Source organism: Synechococcus sp. EJ6-Ellesmere, from assembly GCF_024345875.1.
Taxonomy (GTDB): Bacteria; Cyanobacteriota; Cyanobacteriia; order PCC-6307; family Cyanobiaceae; genus Regnicoccus_A; species Regnicoccus_A antarcticus.
Genome location: NZ_JAGQBY010000071.1, coordinates 1 through 15,767 on the forward strand (window position 1 = coordinate 1; position 15,767 = coordinate 15,767).

The 15,767-nt window shown below is 68.8% G+C and carries 16 protein-coding genes; 13 read left to right on the top strand and 3 right to left on the bottom strand.

The window, feature by feature from the left end:
* From KBY78_RS09170 to KBY78_RS09200, 7 genes are all read left to right on the top strand, one after another.
* The coding region (locus KBY78_RS09170; protein ID WP_255143326.1) for a phycobilisome rod-core linker polypeptide at positions 1-1,835 on the top strand (1,835 nt) is incomplete at its 5' end.
* Between the two features lie 409 nt (positions 1,836-2,244).
* Entirely contained in the window at positions 2,245-2,730 is a 486-nt protein-coding gene (locus KBY78_RS09175; protein ID WP_255143327.1) for an allophycocyanin, read from the top strand.
* Between the two features lie 40 nt (positions 2,731-2,770).
* Complete coding sequence (apcB, locus tag KBY78_RS09180) at positions 2,771-3,259, top strand: allophycocyanin subunit beta (RefSeq protein ID WP_006171987.1); 489 nt, start codon at positions 2,771-2,773, stop codon at positions 3,257-3,259.
* A 35-nt stretch (positions 3,260-3,294) separates the two neighbouring features.
* Positions 3,295-3,495: a phycobilisome linker polypeptide gene (locus KBY78_RS09185; protein WP_006171988.1), complete on the top strand. Its 201-nt coding sequence runs from the start codon at positions 3,295-3,297 to the stop codon at positions 3,493-3,495.
* 149 nt (positions 3,496-3,644) lie between these two features.
* On the top strand, positions 3,645-4,889 hold the full coding sequence (locus KBY78_RS09190; RefSeq protein ID WP_255143328.1) for an FtsW/RodA/SpoVE family cell cycle protein: 1,245 nt from the start codon (positions 3,645-3,647) through the stop codon (positions 4,887-4,889).
* 58 nt (positions 4,890-4,947) lie between these two features.
* A complete protein-coding gene (locus KBY78_RS09195) occupies positions 4,948-5,625 on the top strand; it encodes a cytochrome c biogenesis protein CcdA (RefSeq protein WP_050751410.1) in 678 nt (225 codons plus the stop codon).
* Complete coding sequence (locus KBY78_RS09200; RefSeq protein ID WP_255143329.1) at positions 5,622-6,944, top strand: cytochrome c biogenesis protein ResB; 1,323 nt, start codon at positions 5,622-5,624, stop codon at positions 6,942-6,944. The genes KBY78_RS09195 and KBY78_RS09200 overlap by 4 nt, the downstream gene beginning before the upstream one ends.
* Here KBY78_RS09200 and queF read toward each other — a convergent pair.
* Positions 6,916-7,365, bottom strand: a complete 450-nt coding sequence (gene queF, locus KBY78_RS09205) for a preQ(1) synthase (protein WP_255143330.1) — start codon at positions 7,363-7,365, stop codon at positions 6,916-6,918. The genes KBY78_RS09200 and queF overlap by 29 nt on opposite strands.
* Positions 7,366-7,632: 267 nt before the next feature.
* Between queF and KBY78_RS09210 the strand changes: the two genes are divergently transcribed.
* The 3 genes from KBY78_RS09210 (at position 7,633) to KBY78_RS09220 (ending at position 8,547) form a co-directional block, all read left to right on the top strand.
* Positions 7,633-7,857, top strand: a complete 225-nt coding sequence (locus tag KBY78_RS09210; protein ID WP_255143331.1) for a DUF4278 domain-containing protein — start codon at positions 7,633-7,635, stop codon at positions 7,855-7,857.
* Positions 7,858-7,945: 88 nt separating this feature from the next.
* Positions 7,946-8,179: a hypothetical protein gene (locus KBY78_RS09215; protein WP_255143332.1), complete on the top strand. Its 234-nt coding sequence runs from the start codon at positions 7,946-7,948 to the stop codon at positions 8,177-8,179.
* Between the two features lie 29 nt (positions 8,180-8,208).
* Entirely contained in the window at positions 8,209-8,547 is a 339-nt protein-coding gene (locus KBY78_RS09220; RefSeq protein ID WP_255143333.1) for a P-II family nitrogen regulator, read from the top strand.
* A gap of 75 nt (positions 8,548-8,622) precedes the next feature.
* On the opposite strand, the gene KBY78_RS09225 is transcribed toward KBY78_RS09220, so the two are convergent.
* Complete coding sequence (locus KBY78_RS09225; protein ID WP_255143334.1) at positions 8,623-9,444, bottom strand: TlyA family RNA methyltransferase; 822 nt, start codon at positions 9,442-9,444, stop codon at positions 8,623-8,625.
* A gap of 56 nt (positions 9,445-9,500) precedes the next feature.
* On the opposite strand from KBY78_RS09225, the gene purB reads away from it, so the two are divergent.
* Complete coding sequence (gene purB, locus KBY78_RS09230) at positions 9,501-10,796, top strand: adenylosuccinate lyase (RefSeq protein WP_255143335.1); 1,296 nt, start codon at positions 9,501-9,503, stop codon at positions 10,794-10,796.
* Positions 10,797-10,841: 45 nt separating this feature from the next.
* On the opposite strand, the gene KBY78_RS09235 is transcribed toward purB, so the two are convergent.
* A complete protein-coding gene (locus KBY78_RS09235) occupies positions 10,842-13,688 on the bottom strand; it encodes an RNA helicase (RefSeq protein ID WP_255143336.1) in 2,847 nt (948 codons plus the stop codon).
* Between the two features lie 69 nt (positions 13,689-13,757).
* Here KBY78_RS09235 and KBY78_RS09240 point away from each other — a divergent pair, with 69 nt between their 5' ends.
* Complete coding sequence (locus KBY78_RS09240) at positions 13,758-14,954, top strand: pyridoxal phosphate-dependent aminotransferase family protein (protein ID WP_255143337.1); 1,197 nt, start codon at positions 13,758-13,760, stop codon at positions 14,952-14,954.
* Positions 14,951-15,649 carry an alpha/beta hydrolase gene (locus KBY78_RS09245; protein ID WP_255143338.1) on the top strand — a complete coding sequence of 233 codons (699 nt, stop codon included), beginning with the start codon at positions 14,951-14,953 and terminating at the stop codon, positions 15,647-15,649. Before KBY78_RS09240 ends, KBY78_RS09245 begins: the two co-directional genes overlap by 4 nt.
* Positions 15,650-15,767: the final 118 nt, after the last annotated feature.

Sequence of the window (15,767 nt, forward strand, 5' to 3'; positions counted from 1 at the left end):
AGACCTTCGGGGAGGAAACCGTTCCCTACCTGCGCGGTCTCGGTGAAGAGGCTCAGGAGAGCGCTGGCTGGGGATCGAACCGCAAGCTGTTCCGCTTCAGTGCGCCCTTCGAGGGTGCCCCGCAATACATCACGCTCTACGCGGCGTACCGCCAGCCCCTGCCCGATCAGCACCCCTACGGCGGCGGCAACGATCCCCTGGGTCTGAACTACGGGGCGATCTTCCCCTCGGGAACGGCCTCGGTGGCCACCCGGCCGGCCCCCTTCAACGACGACAGCCGGCGCATCCTGGTGGGCAATGGCATGGCCCAGCCCGGTCAGATGGACAGCCCCAAGTTCCGGGCCTCCACCCCCCGGCGCGTCGGTCCGAAGGTGGTGAGATTGCAACAGATCGCCACCGGTGGCTCTTCAGTGCCCCGCCGCGGCGGCCAACCCAGCATCCGCGGCACCGAAGCCAGCACCCAGGCCGTGATCAGGGCCGTGTACGTGCAGGTGCTCGGCACCACCGGCTACGCCGGCGAGCAGCTGAAGGTCGAGGAGATCAAGCTCGAGAATGGCGACATCAGCCTGCGCGAGTTCATTCGCCAGGTGGCGCGCTCGAACGCCTTCCGCCGCCGCTACTGGGCCAACCTGTACATCACCAAGGCCATCGAGGTGATGCACCGTCGCCTGCTCGGGCGGCCCACCTTCGGGCGGCGTGAGATCAACAGCTACTTCGACACGGCGGCGCGCCATGGCTTCTACGGCGTCGTCGACGCCATGGTCAACAGCCCCGAATACCTCACGGCCTTCGGGGAAGACACAGTCCCCTACGAGCGCTTCGTCACCCCCTCCGACCTCAATGCCCGCAGGATTCCCGCCCTGCGCCGGGCCCTCGATCCCTCGGCCATTCCCGACCTCACCCCGGTGAAGCGGCCGCAGGTGGCCCCGTCCAGCAGCTTCCGCAGCAGTGGTGACATCACGCCGCGCAACCTGCCCGACCGCCGCCTGCGCCAGGTGACAGGCAGCTGGACAGCCCGTTTCGCCGAAGGCGAGGAGGCTGCTGCCAGGCCTGCAAGCAGCCCCCCCAAGAGCCTGCGCCAACCCCCCGAGCCCAGCCGCCGCTGGAGGGTGTCCCCAACCAGTCCCGGCAGCGCGTCCAGTGGCTGGAGCGCCACCATCGGCAGCTCGGCCCGGGCGACCACCTCACCGGCCCGCGGCCAGAGTTCAGGCGGCTGGAGCGCCCAGGTCAGCGCCAATGGCTTCAGCGCAGCGGTGGCTCCCCAGCCCGGAGCTGCCATGGCCAAGGCCCTCGATGGAGCTCGCCCCCAGGGATTCAGCCGCCGCCGCAGCCTCGGCCAGCCGGTGATGCTGCTGCCCGACGCCGGTGAGACCATGGTTCAGCAGGTGATCGAAGCCACCTACAGGCAACTGCTGAACCGGGTCCCCCTGGCCGCTGAGCGCCTGGGTGATGCCGAATCGCAACTGCGCGATGGGCGCCTGTCGGTCTCGGAATTCGTGGCGGTGATCGCCGGCTCCGATCTCTTCCAGCAACGGCTCAACCGCATGGCTCCGCTGCGGGCGGCCTCGGCGGCCTACCTCGCCCTGCTCGGCAGAGCCGCCCAGCCCAAGGAGGTGAGCCAGTACCTGGCCACCCGCGGCAAGAAGGGTCAGGGGGCCGCCCTCGACGACCTGCTCTCCGGCAAGGAGTACGCCGACAGCTTCGGCCGCGACACCGTTCCTTACCTCAGGGGCATGGCCACGGCCGATGGGATCCCCCTGGCCACAGTGAACCGCACGGCCCTGCTCTACGCCGGCAACGCCGGACTGACCCCGCCGCCGCGTGGAGCGATCTGACCCACTCCGGCTGAACCTTCACCCCCGGACGGAAGTTCGGGGGATTTTTTCATGAAAAGATGATGTCTTTAGCTTCATCTTTGATCGGGAATTAATCTGGGACGCGTGTTCAAGCCTGCAAAGTGTGAACAAACTCAGGGGTCTTCCCTTAGGCGCAGAACAGGCCAGAGCCATTGCCAGCCAAGGGGTTTGACCCGATCACACTGCCGTGAAGAACTGTTACCGGCCCAGGGAGGGGCGGCCCCCTCTGCCGCAGAATGACTCGGCGGTCGGCAAGCCTGATCGCCAGCCCACTCTCCCGATCAAACCGTTGGCGTTCACGTCAACGAAGTGAAGGAGCGAGGGGCATCCCTTACCCACCGGATATCGGTCTCCATTACGGCGACCGCTTGTTTCGAGGCAGAACTGCATGAGCATCGTCTCCAACTCGATCATCAACGCGGACGCCGAAGCCCGCTACCTCAGCCCTGGCGAACTCGACCAGATCAAGTCCTTCGTCGCCGGCGGTCAACGCCGTCTGCGGGTGGCTCAGGTCTTGGGCGAGAACCGCGAGCGCATTGTGAAGCAGGCTGGCGGCGGCCTCTTTCAGAAGCGTCCCGACCTGATCTCACCCGGCGGCAACGCCTACGGCGAGGAAATGACGGCCACCTGTCTGCGTGACGTCGACTACTACCTGCGCCTGGTGACCTACGGCGTTGTAGCGGGTGACGTCACCCCGATCGAAGAAATCGGCATCATTGGGGCTCGCGAGATGTATCGCGCGCTCGGCACTCCCCTGGAGGCCATGGCCGAGGTCGTCCGTGAGCTCAAGAACGCCTCCCTGGGGCTGCTCACGGGAGCCGACGCCGAAGAGGCAGGCTTCTACTTCGACTACGTCATCGGCGCCCTCTCCTGAGGCTTCGCCTCTCCTTGCCCACCGCCTCTTCCCAGGACACATGCAAGACGCGATCACCAACGTCATCAACCAGTCCGACGTCCAGGGTCTCTACCTGGACGACTCCTCGATCGGACGGCTGGAGCAGTACTTCTCCAGCGGCGAACTCCGTGTCCGCGCAGCGGCCACCGTCGGTGCCAACTCGGCAGCGATCATCAAGGAAGCCGTCGCCAAGACCCTGCTGTATTCGGACATCACCCGTCCGGGCGGCAACATGTACACCACCCGTCGCTATGCAGCCTGCATCCGCGACCTGGACTACTACCTGCGCTACGCCACCTACGCCATGCTGGCGGGTGACACCTCGATCCTCGACGAGCGGGTGCTGAACGGGCTCAAGGAGACCTACAACTCCCTGGGTGTGCCCATCGGCGCCACCGTCCAGTCGATCCAGGCCATCAAGGAAGCAGCCGCTTCGCTGGTGGGCCCCGAGGCTGGCCGTGAACTCGGCACCTACCTCGACTACATCAGCTCCGGCCTGGGCAACTGATCCCGACCCGACGCCCAACCCGCGAGGATCACCACATGCGCCTGTTCAAGATCACGGCCTGCATTCCCTGTCCTGAAAAGGTCAGGAGCCAGCGGGAACTGCAGAACACCTTCTTCACCAAGTGGGTGCCCTACGAGAGCTGGTTCGCTGAACAGCAGCGGATCATGAAGCAGGGGGGCAAGATTCTCAAGGTTGAGCTCGTCACGGGTCGCCGTCAGGTCAACGTCGGCAACTGACCGCTCCTCAGAGCTCTCGCTCCTGGCTGGTCAAACCTGCAAAGCCCGGCCCTGGCCGGGCTTTTTTTTGTCCCAACCCCCTTCCCCCGAGGCTGCTGCCACGGCTGAATGGGGAACTGCGCTGCATGCGCCAGTCCTTGCCGGCCACCATGACCCGACGCCCCAGGAGCCAAGCCAACTCACGATCGCGCGATCAGCTGAGCGTGGCGAAGGCAGGCCCTGCTCCGCCGCCTCTGGCCTGGGCCCAGTGGCCCGCTGAAGCCAGGCTGCTGCTGGTGATGGTGGGGATCTGGTGCCTGGCCGGGCTGCTGATCCTGGGCTCGGCCAGCTGGTGGGTGGCGGCCCGGGAGAACGGGGATGCCGCCTACTACCTCAAGCGCCAGGCGATCTGGTTGGTCGCCAGCTGGGCACTGCTCTGGCTGGTGATGCGCACCTCCCTGAGGCGCTGGCTGCGACTGGCAGGTCCGGCCGTGCTGATCGGCGGGGCCCTGATTGCCTGCACCCTGGTGGCGGGCAGCACGGTCAATGGCGCCAGCCGCTGGCTGGTGATCGGCCCGATCCAGCTCCAGCCCTCCGAGCTGGTGAAACCCTTCGTGGTGCTGCAGGGGGCCTCCCTGTTCGCCCACTGGAAGCGCATCGGCCTGGATCAGAAAATGCTCTGGCTGGGCACCTTTTCCATCCTGCTGTTGCTGATCCTCAAGCAGCCCAACCTCAGCACCGCCGCGCTGACGGGCCTGCTGCTCTGGTTCATGGCCCTGGCGGCCGGCTTGCCCCTGCTCTCGCTTCTGGGGACCGCTGCGGCCGGAGGGGCCCTCGGCGCCGCCAGCATCATGGTGAACGAGTACCAGCGGTTGCGGGTGATCTCCTTCCTCAACCCCTGGAACGACCCCCAGGGTGACGGCTATCAACTGGTGCAGAGCCTGCTGGCCATCGGCTCCGGAGGGGTGCTGGGGGAGGGATTCGGCCTTTCGACCCAGAAGCTGCAATACCTGCCCATCCAGTCGACCGATTTCATCTTCGCGGTCTTCGCCGAGGAGTTCGGCTACGTGGGTTCGGTGGTGCTGTTGCTGTTCCTGGTGCTGTTCGGTTTCGTCGGCCTGCGGGTGGCCCTGGGTTGCCGCAGCAATCAGCAGCGCCTGGTGGCCATCGGTGCCACCACCCTGCTGGTGGGCCAGTCGATCCTCAACATCGCCGTGGCCAGCGGCTCGATGCCCACCACGGGCCTGCCGTTGCCGATGATCAGCTACGGCGGCAACTCCCTGCTCGCCAGCCTGCTCACCGCCGGCCTGCTGATCCGCTGCTCGCTGGAATCCCGCGGCTGGGAGAGCCGTCCGCTGCGCAGCCGCCGTGACCCCGCTGGCGGGACCAGCCCCAACCCCGCCCCGATAGGCTGAAGCTCGCTTCCGGATACCAGGCCTGCCCCTCTCGGATCTTGCCCTCTGGAGTGAGCAGCTGCTTCAGCGCTCCCTCTCCACGCCCGGACCGCTGACCTTCACGGTGGTGTTCAGCGCTGGTCTGCTCACCAGTCTCGGGCCCTGCTCGCTCTCGCTGCTGCCGATCACCGTGGCCTACATGGCCGGCTTCTCGAGCCCGGAAGCCCCGGGACAGGCCTGGCAGCGCAGCCTCAGTTTCGCGGCTGGAATCGTGGCGGCCCTGGTGCTGCTGGGGGGCACCACCTCCCTGCTCGGGCGGCTCTACGGCCAGGTGCCCGGGGTCGTGCCCACCGTGGTGGCCCTGCTGGCGGTGGTGATGGGCCTGAACCTGCTCGGGCTGGTGCGTCTGCCGCTGCCAGCCGGTCCCGATCCCGAGCTGTGGCGCCAGCGGGTGCCTGCCCCCCTGGCCCCTTTGGCGGCCGGTGCCGCCTTCGGTCTGGCGGCCAGCCCCTGCACCACGCCGGTGCTGGCGGTGTTGCTGGCCTGGATCGCCCAGCAGGGACAGCCTCTGGTGGGCATGCTGCTGCTCACCTGTTTCGGTGCCGGCCAGGTGATTCCCCTGATGCTGGCGGGCACGGCGGCCGCGGCGATGCCCCGGCTGCTGGCCCTGCGTGAACGCAGCCGCTGGATCCCGCCGATCAGTGGCGTGGTGCTGCTGGCCAGCGGCGGGCTCACCCTGCTGGCCCAGCTGCCATGAAGGTCCTCAGCCGCCTGGCCGCCTGGATCTCGGATCTGCGTCTGGCCATCGGACTGCTCCTGGTGATCGCCCTGGCCAGTGGTCTGGGCACGATCATTCCCCAGCAGGACACGGCCGAGGTGTACCACCAGGCCTACGACGCCAAACCCTGGCTGGGGCTGCTCGATGGCGACTGGATCCTGAAGCTGGAGCTGGACCACGTCTATGCAAGCAGCTGGTTCCTGGCCCTGCTGGCCTGGCTGGGGCTCTCGCTGGTGCTCTGCAGCTGGCGGCGCCAGTGGCCCGCCCTGCAGGCGGCCCTGCGCTGGATCGACTACCGCTCCCCCCGCCAGCTGAGCAAGTTGAGCCTGGCCGAATCACTGCCGACGGCCCAGCCCAGGGCCGACCTCGACGCCCTCGCCCAGCTGCTGGAGGGCCAGCGCTGGCAGCTGAAGACCCAGGGCGATCGGCTGGCGGCCCGGCGCGGGATTCTCGGCCGGGTGGGGCCCCTGCTGGTCCATGCCGGCCTGGTGGTGCTGATGGTGGGCGCCTCCTGGGGGGCCCTGGCCGGGCAACGGCTGGAGCGCTTCCTGGCCCCTGGCCACGACCTGCAACTGCTCAATCAGCGTGGTGAGAACCAGATGACCCTGGCGGTTGATGCCTTTCGGATCGAGCGCGATCCCGCCGGGCGGCCCGAGCAGTTCCGCTCCGAGCTGCGCCTGCTCGATGCCGAAGGGGAGCCGCTGCAGCGCAGCGAGATCAGCGTCAACCATCCCCTGCGCTTCCGGGGGATGACCGTCTATCAGGCCGACTGGTCGCTGGCGGCGATCACCGTGCAGCTGGGGCGCAGCCCCCTGCTGCAGCTGCCGTTGCGCAGCCTGCCTGAGCTGGGAGAGCAGGTGTGGGGCCTGGCCCTGCCCACCCGGCCGGACGGATCAGAACCTGTGCTGCTGACCCTCAGCAGTGAGCTGGGCCCGATCGAGGTGTACTCGGCCCAGGCCGAGCTGATCGGCCGGATCACCCCCGGGGGCGAGGCCCTGGAGATCGCCGGCCTGCCGCTGAAGGTGGTGGAGGTGATGCCCGCCAGCGGGTTGCTGCTGAAGCGTGATCCCGGGGTCCCGCTGGTGTACGGCGGTTTCGCCATTGCCCTGCTGGGAGGGGGCCTGAGCCTGATCGCCACGCGCCAGCTCTGGGCCATCGCCGATGACGATCAGGGCCAGCTGCATGTGGGCGGGCTCTGCAACCGCAACCTCACGGCCCTGGCCAACGAACTGCCGCTGCTGCTGGAGCAACTGAGGGCGGGGCCTGAGCTCAGCAGGCCTGCCGCTGGCCATGGCTGACCCGGATCACCGTGTGCACATTGCCGCGGGGATTGAAGTCGGCTTCCAGCTGCATCCAGACAGGCGCGGCGGCGGCCACCAGATCATCGAGAATGCGGTTGGCCACCTCCTCGTGGGAAATGCTGCGGTCGCGCCAGCTGTTCACGTAGAGCTTGAGGGCCTTGAGTTCGAGCACGCTCGGGCCGGGCTGATAGATCAGGCGCAGCACGGCGAAATCGGGATAGCCGGAGAAGGGGCACTTGCAGGTGAACTCCGGCAGCTCGATCGCCACCTCGTAGGCGCGGCCCCGGCGGGGGTTGTCGAAGCAGATCAGCGGCGCCTCCTCGCTGATCTGCCGCTCGCCGTAGCGCGGGCTGACGGTGCCCTCATCGGGCTCCAGCGCTGATGCGCCGGTGGAGGTGGAGCTGGAAGGGAACGACATCGACGGAGCCAGGACGGGAGAAGACGTGGGGCCGATCGTAGGAACGGCAAATCCGTGAAGATTACTGAAGCAGGCCAGGCTTTTGTTCGCTCTGAACAGCTGGATTCGCTAGAGATGGTCTGAAGGACAAAACGTTGGACACGTTTCGGAGAGCCCCACAGCTCTCCTGTCGGAAGTAGCCCACCGCATGGCGAAGCAACGCTCCTTCCCGCGAATCGGCACCAACCCTGCGGGGACGGTGATCTCCATCCCTTCGAGGCTCCAGTCATGACCACAGGCCAATTTGTCTACCGGGGTGTCCCCTACGGCACCCACCAGCACCAGCCGCTCCCCAGCGTCGAACCGGTGGAGCATGTGTACCGAGGCGTTCACTACCGCATGCCGCTGAAGCATGAACCCCTGCCGGTGGATGAAAGCCTTGAGCTTCACTACCGCGGGCACGTCTACCACCACCGCCAGCAGCAGGCCAAGCTTGACCTGCAGGCGGGCTGAAGAGCGCCAGCCTGAGGGCCCGTAACAACAGCTACGCCGAAGCCCTGCGCACTCAGGCCTAATGGCCGCAGTGCGCAGGGTCTTCCTTATGGACCTCCTCCTCGCCAGCAGTGACGGCGGCTTTCGCCTCAAGCCCCAGTCGGCCCTGGGGATGGTCTGGCTCCAGACCCACTTCGATGATGCCGTGTGGTCCCACCTGGCCACCGGCAGAGTTCAGGTGAGTCCAAGCTCCGCCGATCGGCTTTGTCAGGATGCCCTGTCCGCAGGGCTCCGGGTCAACCGCATCCCCAACCTTTCCCTTTTTCTCAGCGAACCCTCCTGAGAGACTTGATCCGAACAATTGGTTACTCCATGAAAAACGTTGAGGCCATCATTCGTCCGTTCAATCTGGAAGGTGTCAAGTTATACCTGGTGAATGCCGGCATCGTTGGCATGACGGTGAGTGAAGTGCGCGGCTTCGGCAGGCAGAAAGGCCAGGTGGAGCGCTACCGGGGGTCTGAATTCACCGTGGAATTCCTGCAGAAACTCAAGCTCGAAGTGGTGGTCGACGACGACCGGGTGGACACCGTGGTGACCGCCATCCAGGACGCGGCCCGCACCGGCGAGATCGGCGACGGCAAGATCTTCATCAGTTCCGTGGGCACCGTCATCCGCATCCGCACCGGCGACCGCGACAGCACCGCGATCTGATCGTTTCGGTCCAGCTCAGCAGCCGGGGATCCCATGGGTCTCCGGCTTTTCTGTGCTCAGCCAGCTTGGTTGCGCTCAACCAGCCGAGAGGGTGCAGCTCACCAGGGTGCGGATCAAGTCGGCCGTGACCGGCGCATCAGCTGGTGCGGGCTCCGAGCGCAGCCAGAGCAGGTATTCGTGGTTGCCGGCGGGGCCGGTGAGCGGCGAGGCAACCAGGCCCCAGGGCCAGAGGTCAAGCGCTGCGGCCGCGGCGATCACCGCCTTGATGGCCTCGGCATGGGCGACTGGGTCGCGCACCACGCCGCCTTTGCCCACCCGCTCGCGGCCCACCTCGAACTGGGGCTTCACCAGCAGCACGGCCTCGGCGCCGCTGGGCTGAAGCAGGGCGCGCAGGGCCGGCAGCACCAGGGCCAGGGAGATGAACGAGACGTCGGCCACGGCCAGGTCGGGCCAGGGGTCATCGGGGCCATAGAGCTGCTCGGGGGTGAGGCGGCGCAGGTTGGTGCGCTCGCGCAGCACCACGCGGGGGTCGGTGCGCAGGCTCCAGGCGGTCTGGCCGTAGCCCACATCGATGCCGTACACCCGCTCGGCCCCGTGCTGGAGCAGGCAGTCGCTGAAGCCGCCGGTGGAGATGCCGCCATCAAGGCAGACGCGCCCCCGCACCTGCAGCGGGAAGGTCTCCAGGGCCGCCACCAGTTTCTCACCGCCGCGGGAGACGAAGCGGGGCGGCTGCTCCACCTCGGGTACCAGCTCCGCCGCCACCTCCTGGCCGGGCTTGTCGAGCACCCGGTCGCCGCTGCGCACCCGACCGGCACGGATCAACTGCTGCGCCTGCTGACGGCTGGCGGCCAGGCCCAGCGCCACCAGATGCTGATCGAGCCGCTGCTTGCCTGCCATCGGGATCCCGTTGGGGTCGACCCATAGATTGACCAGGACGTTGCCACGCGCTGGCCTTGATCGAGCGTTACACCCTGCCCGAGATGGGCCGCCTCTGGAGCGAGGAGGCGAAGTTCCAGAGCTGGCTGGATGTGGAGATCGCCGCCACCGAGGCCAATTGCCAGCTGGGACGGGTGCCCCAGGAGGCCATGGCTGAGATCCGGGAGCGGGCCCGCTTCGAGGTGCCGCGCATCCTGGAGATCGAGGCGGAGGTGCGCCACGACGTGATCGCCTTCCTCACCAACGTGAACGAGCACGTGGGCGATGCGGGCCGGTACATCCACGTGGGCATGACCAGCTCGGATGTGCTCGACACGGGCCTGGCCCTGCAGCTCAAGGCATCGGTGGCGGCGCTGCGGCTGGAGCTCGATCAGCTGGCGGCCGCGCTGCGGACCCTGGCGGCTGAGCACAAGGACACGGTGATGATCGGCCGCTCCCATGCCATCCATGGCGAGCCGATCACCTTCGGCTTCAAGGTGGCGGGCTGGCTGGCGGAAACGGAGCGCAACCGGGAACGGCTGGAGCGGCTGGCCCAGGTGGTGGCGGTGGGTCAGGTGAGCGGGGCCATGGGCACCTACGCCAACACCGACCCCGAGGTGGAGGCCCTCACCTGCGCCAGCCTGGGCCTGGAGCCCGACACCGCCAGCACCCAGGTGATCGGCCGTGACCGCCACGCCGAATACGTGCAGACTCTGGCGCTGGTGGGCACCTCGCTGGAGCGGTTCTCCACCGAGATCCGCAATCTGCAGCGGACCGATGTGCTGGAGGTGGAGGAGAACTTCGCCAAGGGTCAGAAGGGAAGCTCCGCCATGCCCCACAAGCGCAATCCGATCCGCAGCGAGCGGATCAGTGGCCTGGCACGGGTGCTGCGCAGCTACACAATCGCGGCCCTGGAGAACGTGGCCCTCTGGCACGAGCGCGACATCAGCCACAGCTCGGTGGAGCGGATGATGCTGCCCGACTGCTCCTGCACCCTGCACTTCATGCTGCGGGAGATGACGGCGGTGGTGAAGGGGCTTGGGGTGTACCCCGAGAACATGAGCCGCAACCTGAATGTGTATGGCGGGGTGGTGTTCAGCCAGCGGGTTCTGCTGGCCCTGGTGGAGAGCGGCCTCAGCCGCGAAGACGCCTACCGGATCGTGCAGCGCCACGCCCACGACGCCTGGAACCGCGAGGGTGGCGACTTCCGCGCCAACCTGGCCGCCGACCCCGAGGTGAGCACACGGCTCAACAGCGCTCAGCTCGACGCCTGCTTCTCCACCGACCTGCACCGCGCCCAGCTGGAGGTGATCTGGGAGCGGCTGGGGATCTGAGCCTGCTGGATTTGCACTCCCGCTCCGCTTAAGAAGGCTCCGTGATCAGGCCGTTTGGGGTGCTGCTGCTGGGCGCTCCATGGCCGGGGTGGCAGGAGCGGGCGGCGAGACGGGAGCGACTTCGGCGCGCAGATCAACGAATTCCGACACCGGGAAGCGGTTGATCGCCTGAAGCGCCTTGCGGGCATTGCTGCGCAGCTGCTCGCTGATCGCTTCGGCATAGGGCACCTGGGCGAGCAGATCGACGGTGCGGCGCAGGATGCGCACGATGTCGCCTTCATCGAGGGAGGTGTTGGCGATCACGTCGTTCCAGCTGCTGCCGCGGGCCCAGGCATGGACCAGCCCCATCAGCTCGGGCTCCCACCAGGCCGGCACCACCACATGGGCCCGCTCCTGGTGGCGCAGCAGCTCCCGGCGCAGACCGCTCAGGTCGTGCAGGGCCTCCTCCGAGCGCGGTGGCGGCGGGAAACCGCTCCAGAGGTCGGGGCGGTTCACTTCGGTGCTGATCGCCTCGAACACCGCCGCCAGCTCCGCCGGGTTGAGCTCGTCGAGGTGGCCGCTCATCAGGGCAAGGCCCAGCCAGAGTTCGTTGTCGCCGCGCAGGGCGGCCACGGTGCGGCCCACCTCGGTGGGCTCCAGGCCATCCGCTCCCGCCAGGGCACCGAAGGCGCGCAGGATCTCGATCAGGGCCAGGAAGGTGTCCCAGTGGCGGTTGGCGCGGTGGTGCAGCAGCCTCTGGCGCTCCTCGATCTCCTCGCCCAGTTCCTCCATCCGCCGCCGTTGCTTCTTGAGCTGACGCCGGTCGCCCCAGCGGTGGGCCGGATGCTGCTCCAGCTCCTCCTCCAGCTGCTGCACCAGCTCCGCCTGGCTGCGCACCTCCCCCGCCAGGTCGTACTGGGGGGTGTGCATGTCGTGGCGGCGGGCCATCGAAGCCACCGCCAGGGCCAGGCCACCGCTGGCGTTGTCGCCATGGCGAATCTCGCCGGCATGCTCCAGGCGCGGTGCCGCGATCGAGTCCACCTGCAGACAGCTGAGCTCGGCATGGAGGCTCACCACCCCATGGCAGGGCACCAGGATCCAGACGTTCTCATCGGTGAGGCAGAGCAGCAGCGGGAACTGGCCGGAGCCCTGCTGCTTGGCCACGATCACCGCCGGGGTCACCCGGGAGCGCAGCGGTGGCGCCTTGAGGCTCACCAGGGTGCCCTCACTGGCGAACTGCAGCGCCAGGGTGAGCTCATGGGCCAGGGTCTCCTCGGCCTGCTGCTGCAGGATGCGCTGGATGCGCCGCTCCTCCCGCAGCCGCTCCCGCTGCTTCTCGTAGGCCTCGAAGTCGTCCCAGGGGATGTCGGCGGTGGGGCCCGCCAGCTGGGCCAGCTGGGCGCGCAGGGAGGCGATGTTGGTTTCGTCCTCCACCAGATCCAGGGTGGCCAGATAGCGCCCGAAACTGCGTTCCACCAGCTGTTTGGCCTTGGCCAGGTCGTAGCGCTGCAGCAGGTTCAGCACCATCCCGTAGCTGGGGGTGAACTGGCTCACCAGCGGATCGGCGGGGCTGGTGGCCAGTTGTCCCGCCTCGCGCACCCCCTCGAAGCGGCTCTGCACCTTGACCACATAGCCCTGCACATCCAGCCCGCGCCGGCCGGCCCGGCCCGCCATCTGCAGAAATTCACTGCCCATCAGCGGCCGGTGGCCCCGCTCAGTGCGCTTCGAGAGGGCGGAGATCACCGTGGTGCGCGCCGGCATGTTGATGCCGGCCGCCAGGGTTTCGGTGGCGAACACCACCTTGATCAGCCCCTGCTGAAACAGCTCCTCGATCAGTTCCTTCCAGGCCGGCAGCACGCCGGCATGGTGGGCGGCGATGCCGCGGGTGAGGGCCTCGGCGTGGCCGCCCTCGCGCACCGCTTCCGGGGTGGCGGCCACGAAGGCATCGAGCCGGGCCACGATCTGGGCCTGCTCCGCCTCGTTCACCAGACAGACGCGGCCCAGGTCACGCACCGCCTTGTCGCAGGCACGGCGGCTGAAGATGAAATAGATGGCGGGCAGCATGTCGCGCTCGGCCATCTGGGCCACCACGAAGGGCAGCGGCGCCGCCTCCGGCTGGGGCGGCTTCGGGCTCCTGCCCTTGCGCCGCTCCCCCTTGGGCGCCCGCCACACCTTGCAGTTGGGGTGCAGGCCCGTTCCCTGCTCGTTGAGCAGGGGGTGCAGGCCCTTGGCGCTGCAGAAACTGAAGGCCAGCGGCACCGGCCGGTGATCGCTCACCACCAGGGTGGTGGGCCCATGCACCCGCTCGATCCAGTCGGTGAGCTGCCCGGCATTGGCCACCGTGGCCGAGAGGGCCACCAGCTGCACCGGCGGCGGGCAGTGAATGATCGATTCTTCCCACACGGTGCCGCGCTGGGAGTCGTTCATGTAGTGGCACTCATCGAGCACCACCGCTTCCACATCGGCGAGGGGATCGTCGCCGCGATCCACCTCCGCGTAGAGCATGTTGCGGAAGATCTCGGTGGTCATCACCACGATCGGCGCCTCGCGGTTGACGCTCAGATCGCCGGTCATCAGCCCCACCCGTTCGGCCCCGAACTGCTCGCGGAAATCGCGCAGTTTCTGGTTGGAGAGGGCCTTGAGCGGCGTGGTGTAGAACACCTTCTGGCCATGGGCCAGGGCCCGGTGAATGGCGTATTCGCCCACCAGCGTTTTGCCGGAGCCGGTGGGGGCGCTCACCACCACCGAATGGCCCTGGTTGAGGGCATCGATCGCCTCCAGCTGGAAGGGATCGAGCGGAAAAGGGAAGAGCTGATCGAGGGGCGGCACCTCACTTGGGCCCACGGCCAGATCCTTCACCGCCGCTGCGACCGCCGCCGGATCAGGAGGAGCGTCGGAACCGGCGGTTTGCATCACCCAATCTTATGGGCTGCCCAGCGAGCAGAGTGGTGCGCGTGCAACTGCCCTGGCGGTGCCTTCCGCGTGGCCCGTGATCCGCTCGATTCGATTCAGCAGGCCCTCCGCCGGGTGCCCCGGCAGCGGCAGCGGCGGCTGAGCACGTTCCGCCCCGGCCCCGATGCCACCCTCCTGCCAGGCGATGGCGAGACCGGCCCAGCCCAGGGGCCCCTGCTTGATCTCGCCAGCAACGACTACCTCGGGCTCAGCGCCCACCCCAGCCTGAAGGCGGCGGCCATGGCCGCGATCCAGCGCGAAGGGGTGGGCTCTGGCGGATCACGGCTGGTGAGCGGCACGCGCCCCTGCCACGTCAGCCTCGAGGCGGCCCTCGCCCAGTGGCTGGGGCGCGAGCGGGTGCTGCTCTTCCCCAGCGGCTTTCAGGCCAACCTGGCCGCGGTGCTGGCCCTGGCCGACCGCCACAGCGAGGTGATCGCCGACCGGCTGATCCACCACTCCCTGCTGGTGGGGATCCAGGCCAGCGGCGCCCGCCTGCGCCGCTTTCGCCACAACGATCTCTCCGACCTGCGCCGCCTGCTGGAGCGCGGAGCCCGCAGCGAGCCGGACCGGCGCCGGCTGGTGGTGAGCGAAAGCCTGTTCAGCATGGAGGGCACCAGCCCCGACCTGGCCGGCATCGCCGCGGCCTGCCAGGAGTTCGGCGCCCTGCTGCTGCTGGATGAAGCCCACGCTCTCGGGCTGCTCGGCCCCGGCGGCCGCGGCCTGGCCTGGGGCCTGGCGGGGGTGAGCCTGGTGAGCGGCACCTTCGGCAAGGCCTTCGGCGCCGGCGGGGCCTTCCTCGCCGCCGATGACCCCGGGGGCGAGTGGCTGCTGCAGAGCTCCGGCGCCTTTCGCTACACCACCGCCCTGGCGCCGCCGCTGGCGGCCGCGGCCGAAGCGGCCCTGGAGCAGCTCCAGGCTGATCCCGGCCAGGGCGAAGCCCTGCTGCGCCGGGCCCGGCGCTGGCGGGATGGCCTCGAGGCCGCGGGTTGGCGGCGCCCGCCCGGCGAGGGTCCGGTCCTGCCGCTGCACGTGGGTGAGGACGCCCTGGCCCTCGACCTGCAGGGCCATCTGGAGCAGGCCGGCTTGCTGGGGGTCGCGATCCGCCCACCCACGGTGCCGGCGGGAACGGCGCGCCTGCGGCTGGTGCTGCGCCGCGACCTGCCCCACGGCAGCCTCGATCGCCTGCTCCACGCCCTGGCCGCCTGGCCCCACGCCCCCGCCCCATGAACCGTCGTCCCCTGGAGCTGATCGCCATGCACGGCTGGGCCGGCGACAGCCGGGCCTGGCGCCCCTGGCAGCAGGCCGCGGCCCGCCGTGGCTGGAGCTGGCAGAGCGGAGAACGTGGCTACGGCCAGCTGCCCCCCCAGACGCCCCACTGGCCGGAGCAGGGCGGCCCCAGGGCCGTGATCGTGCATTCCCTCGGGCTGCACCTGCTGCCGGCAGAGGTGCTGGCGGCGGCGCAGGCGGTGGTGCTGCTGGCCAGCTTCGGGCGCTTCGTGCCCGCCGGGCCCAGGGGCCGGCGCTGGCGGCAGGCCCTGGGCGGCATGGGCCGGCGCCTGGAGGCCGGCGACAGCGCCGCCATGCTCAACGACTTCCTGCGGGAGGCCGCCGCCCCCGCACCGGTGGAGCTGCTGCCTGCGGGGCCCTCATCCGGGGTGATGCCGGCCGAAGGGGTGGAGCGGTTGCGCCAGGATCTGCTCCTGCTGGAGCAGTGCAGCGCCGTGCCTCCCGCCTTTCCCACCAGCGCCCGCAGCCTGATCGTCGAGGCCGGCGACGATCACATCGTGCCCCCCGAGAGCCGAGCGGCCCTGGGCGAAGCCCTGCCGGCCGCTGAGCGCTGGCCCCTGGCCGGCGCCGGTCACAGCCTGCTGGGCACCGATCTGGTGGAGCCGGTCCTGAACTGGCTGGAGGCCGGCTGCTGATGCTCCTGCTCCGCTCAGCCCCCTCGATGGCCCAGCGGTTGCGGCTGGCATTCAGCCCCCGTGCTCTCCACTGCGTGGCCGACCCCCGCCTGCAGCGGGCCCTGGCCTGGCGGCTGGC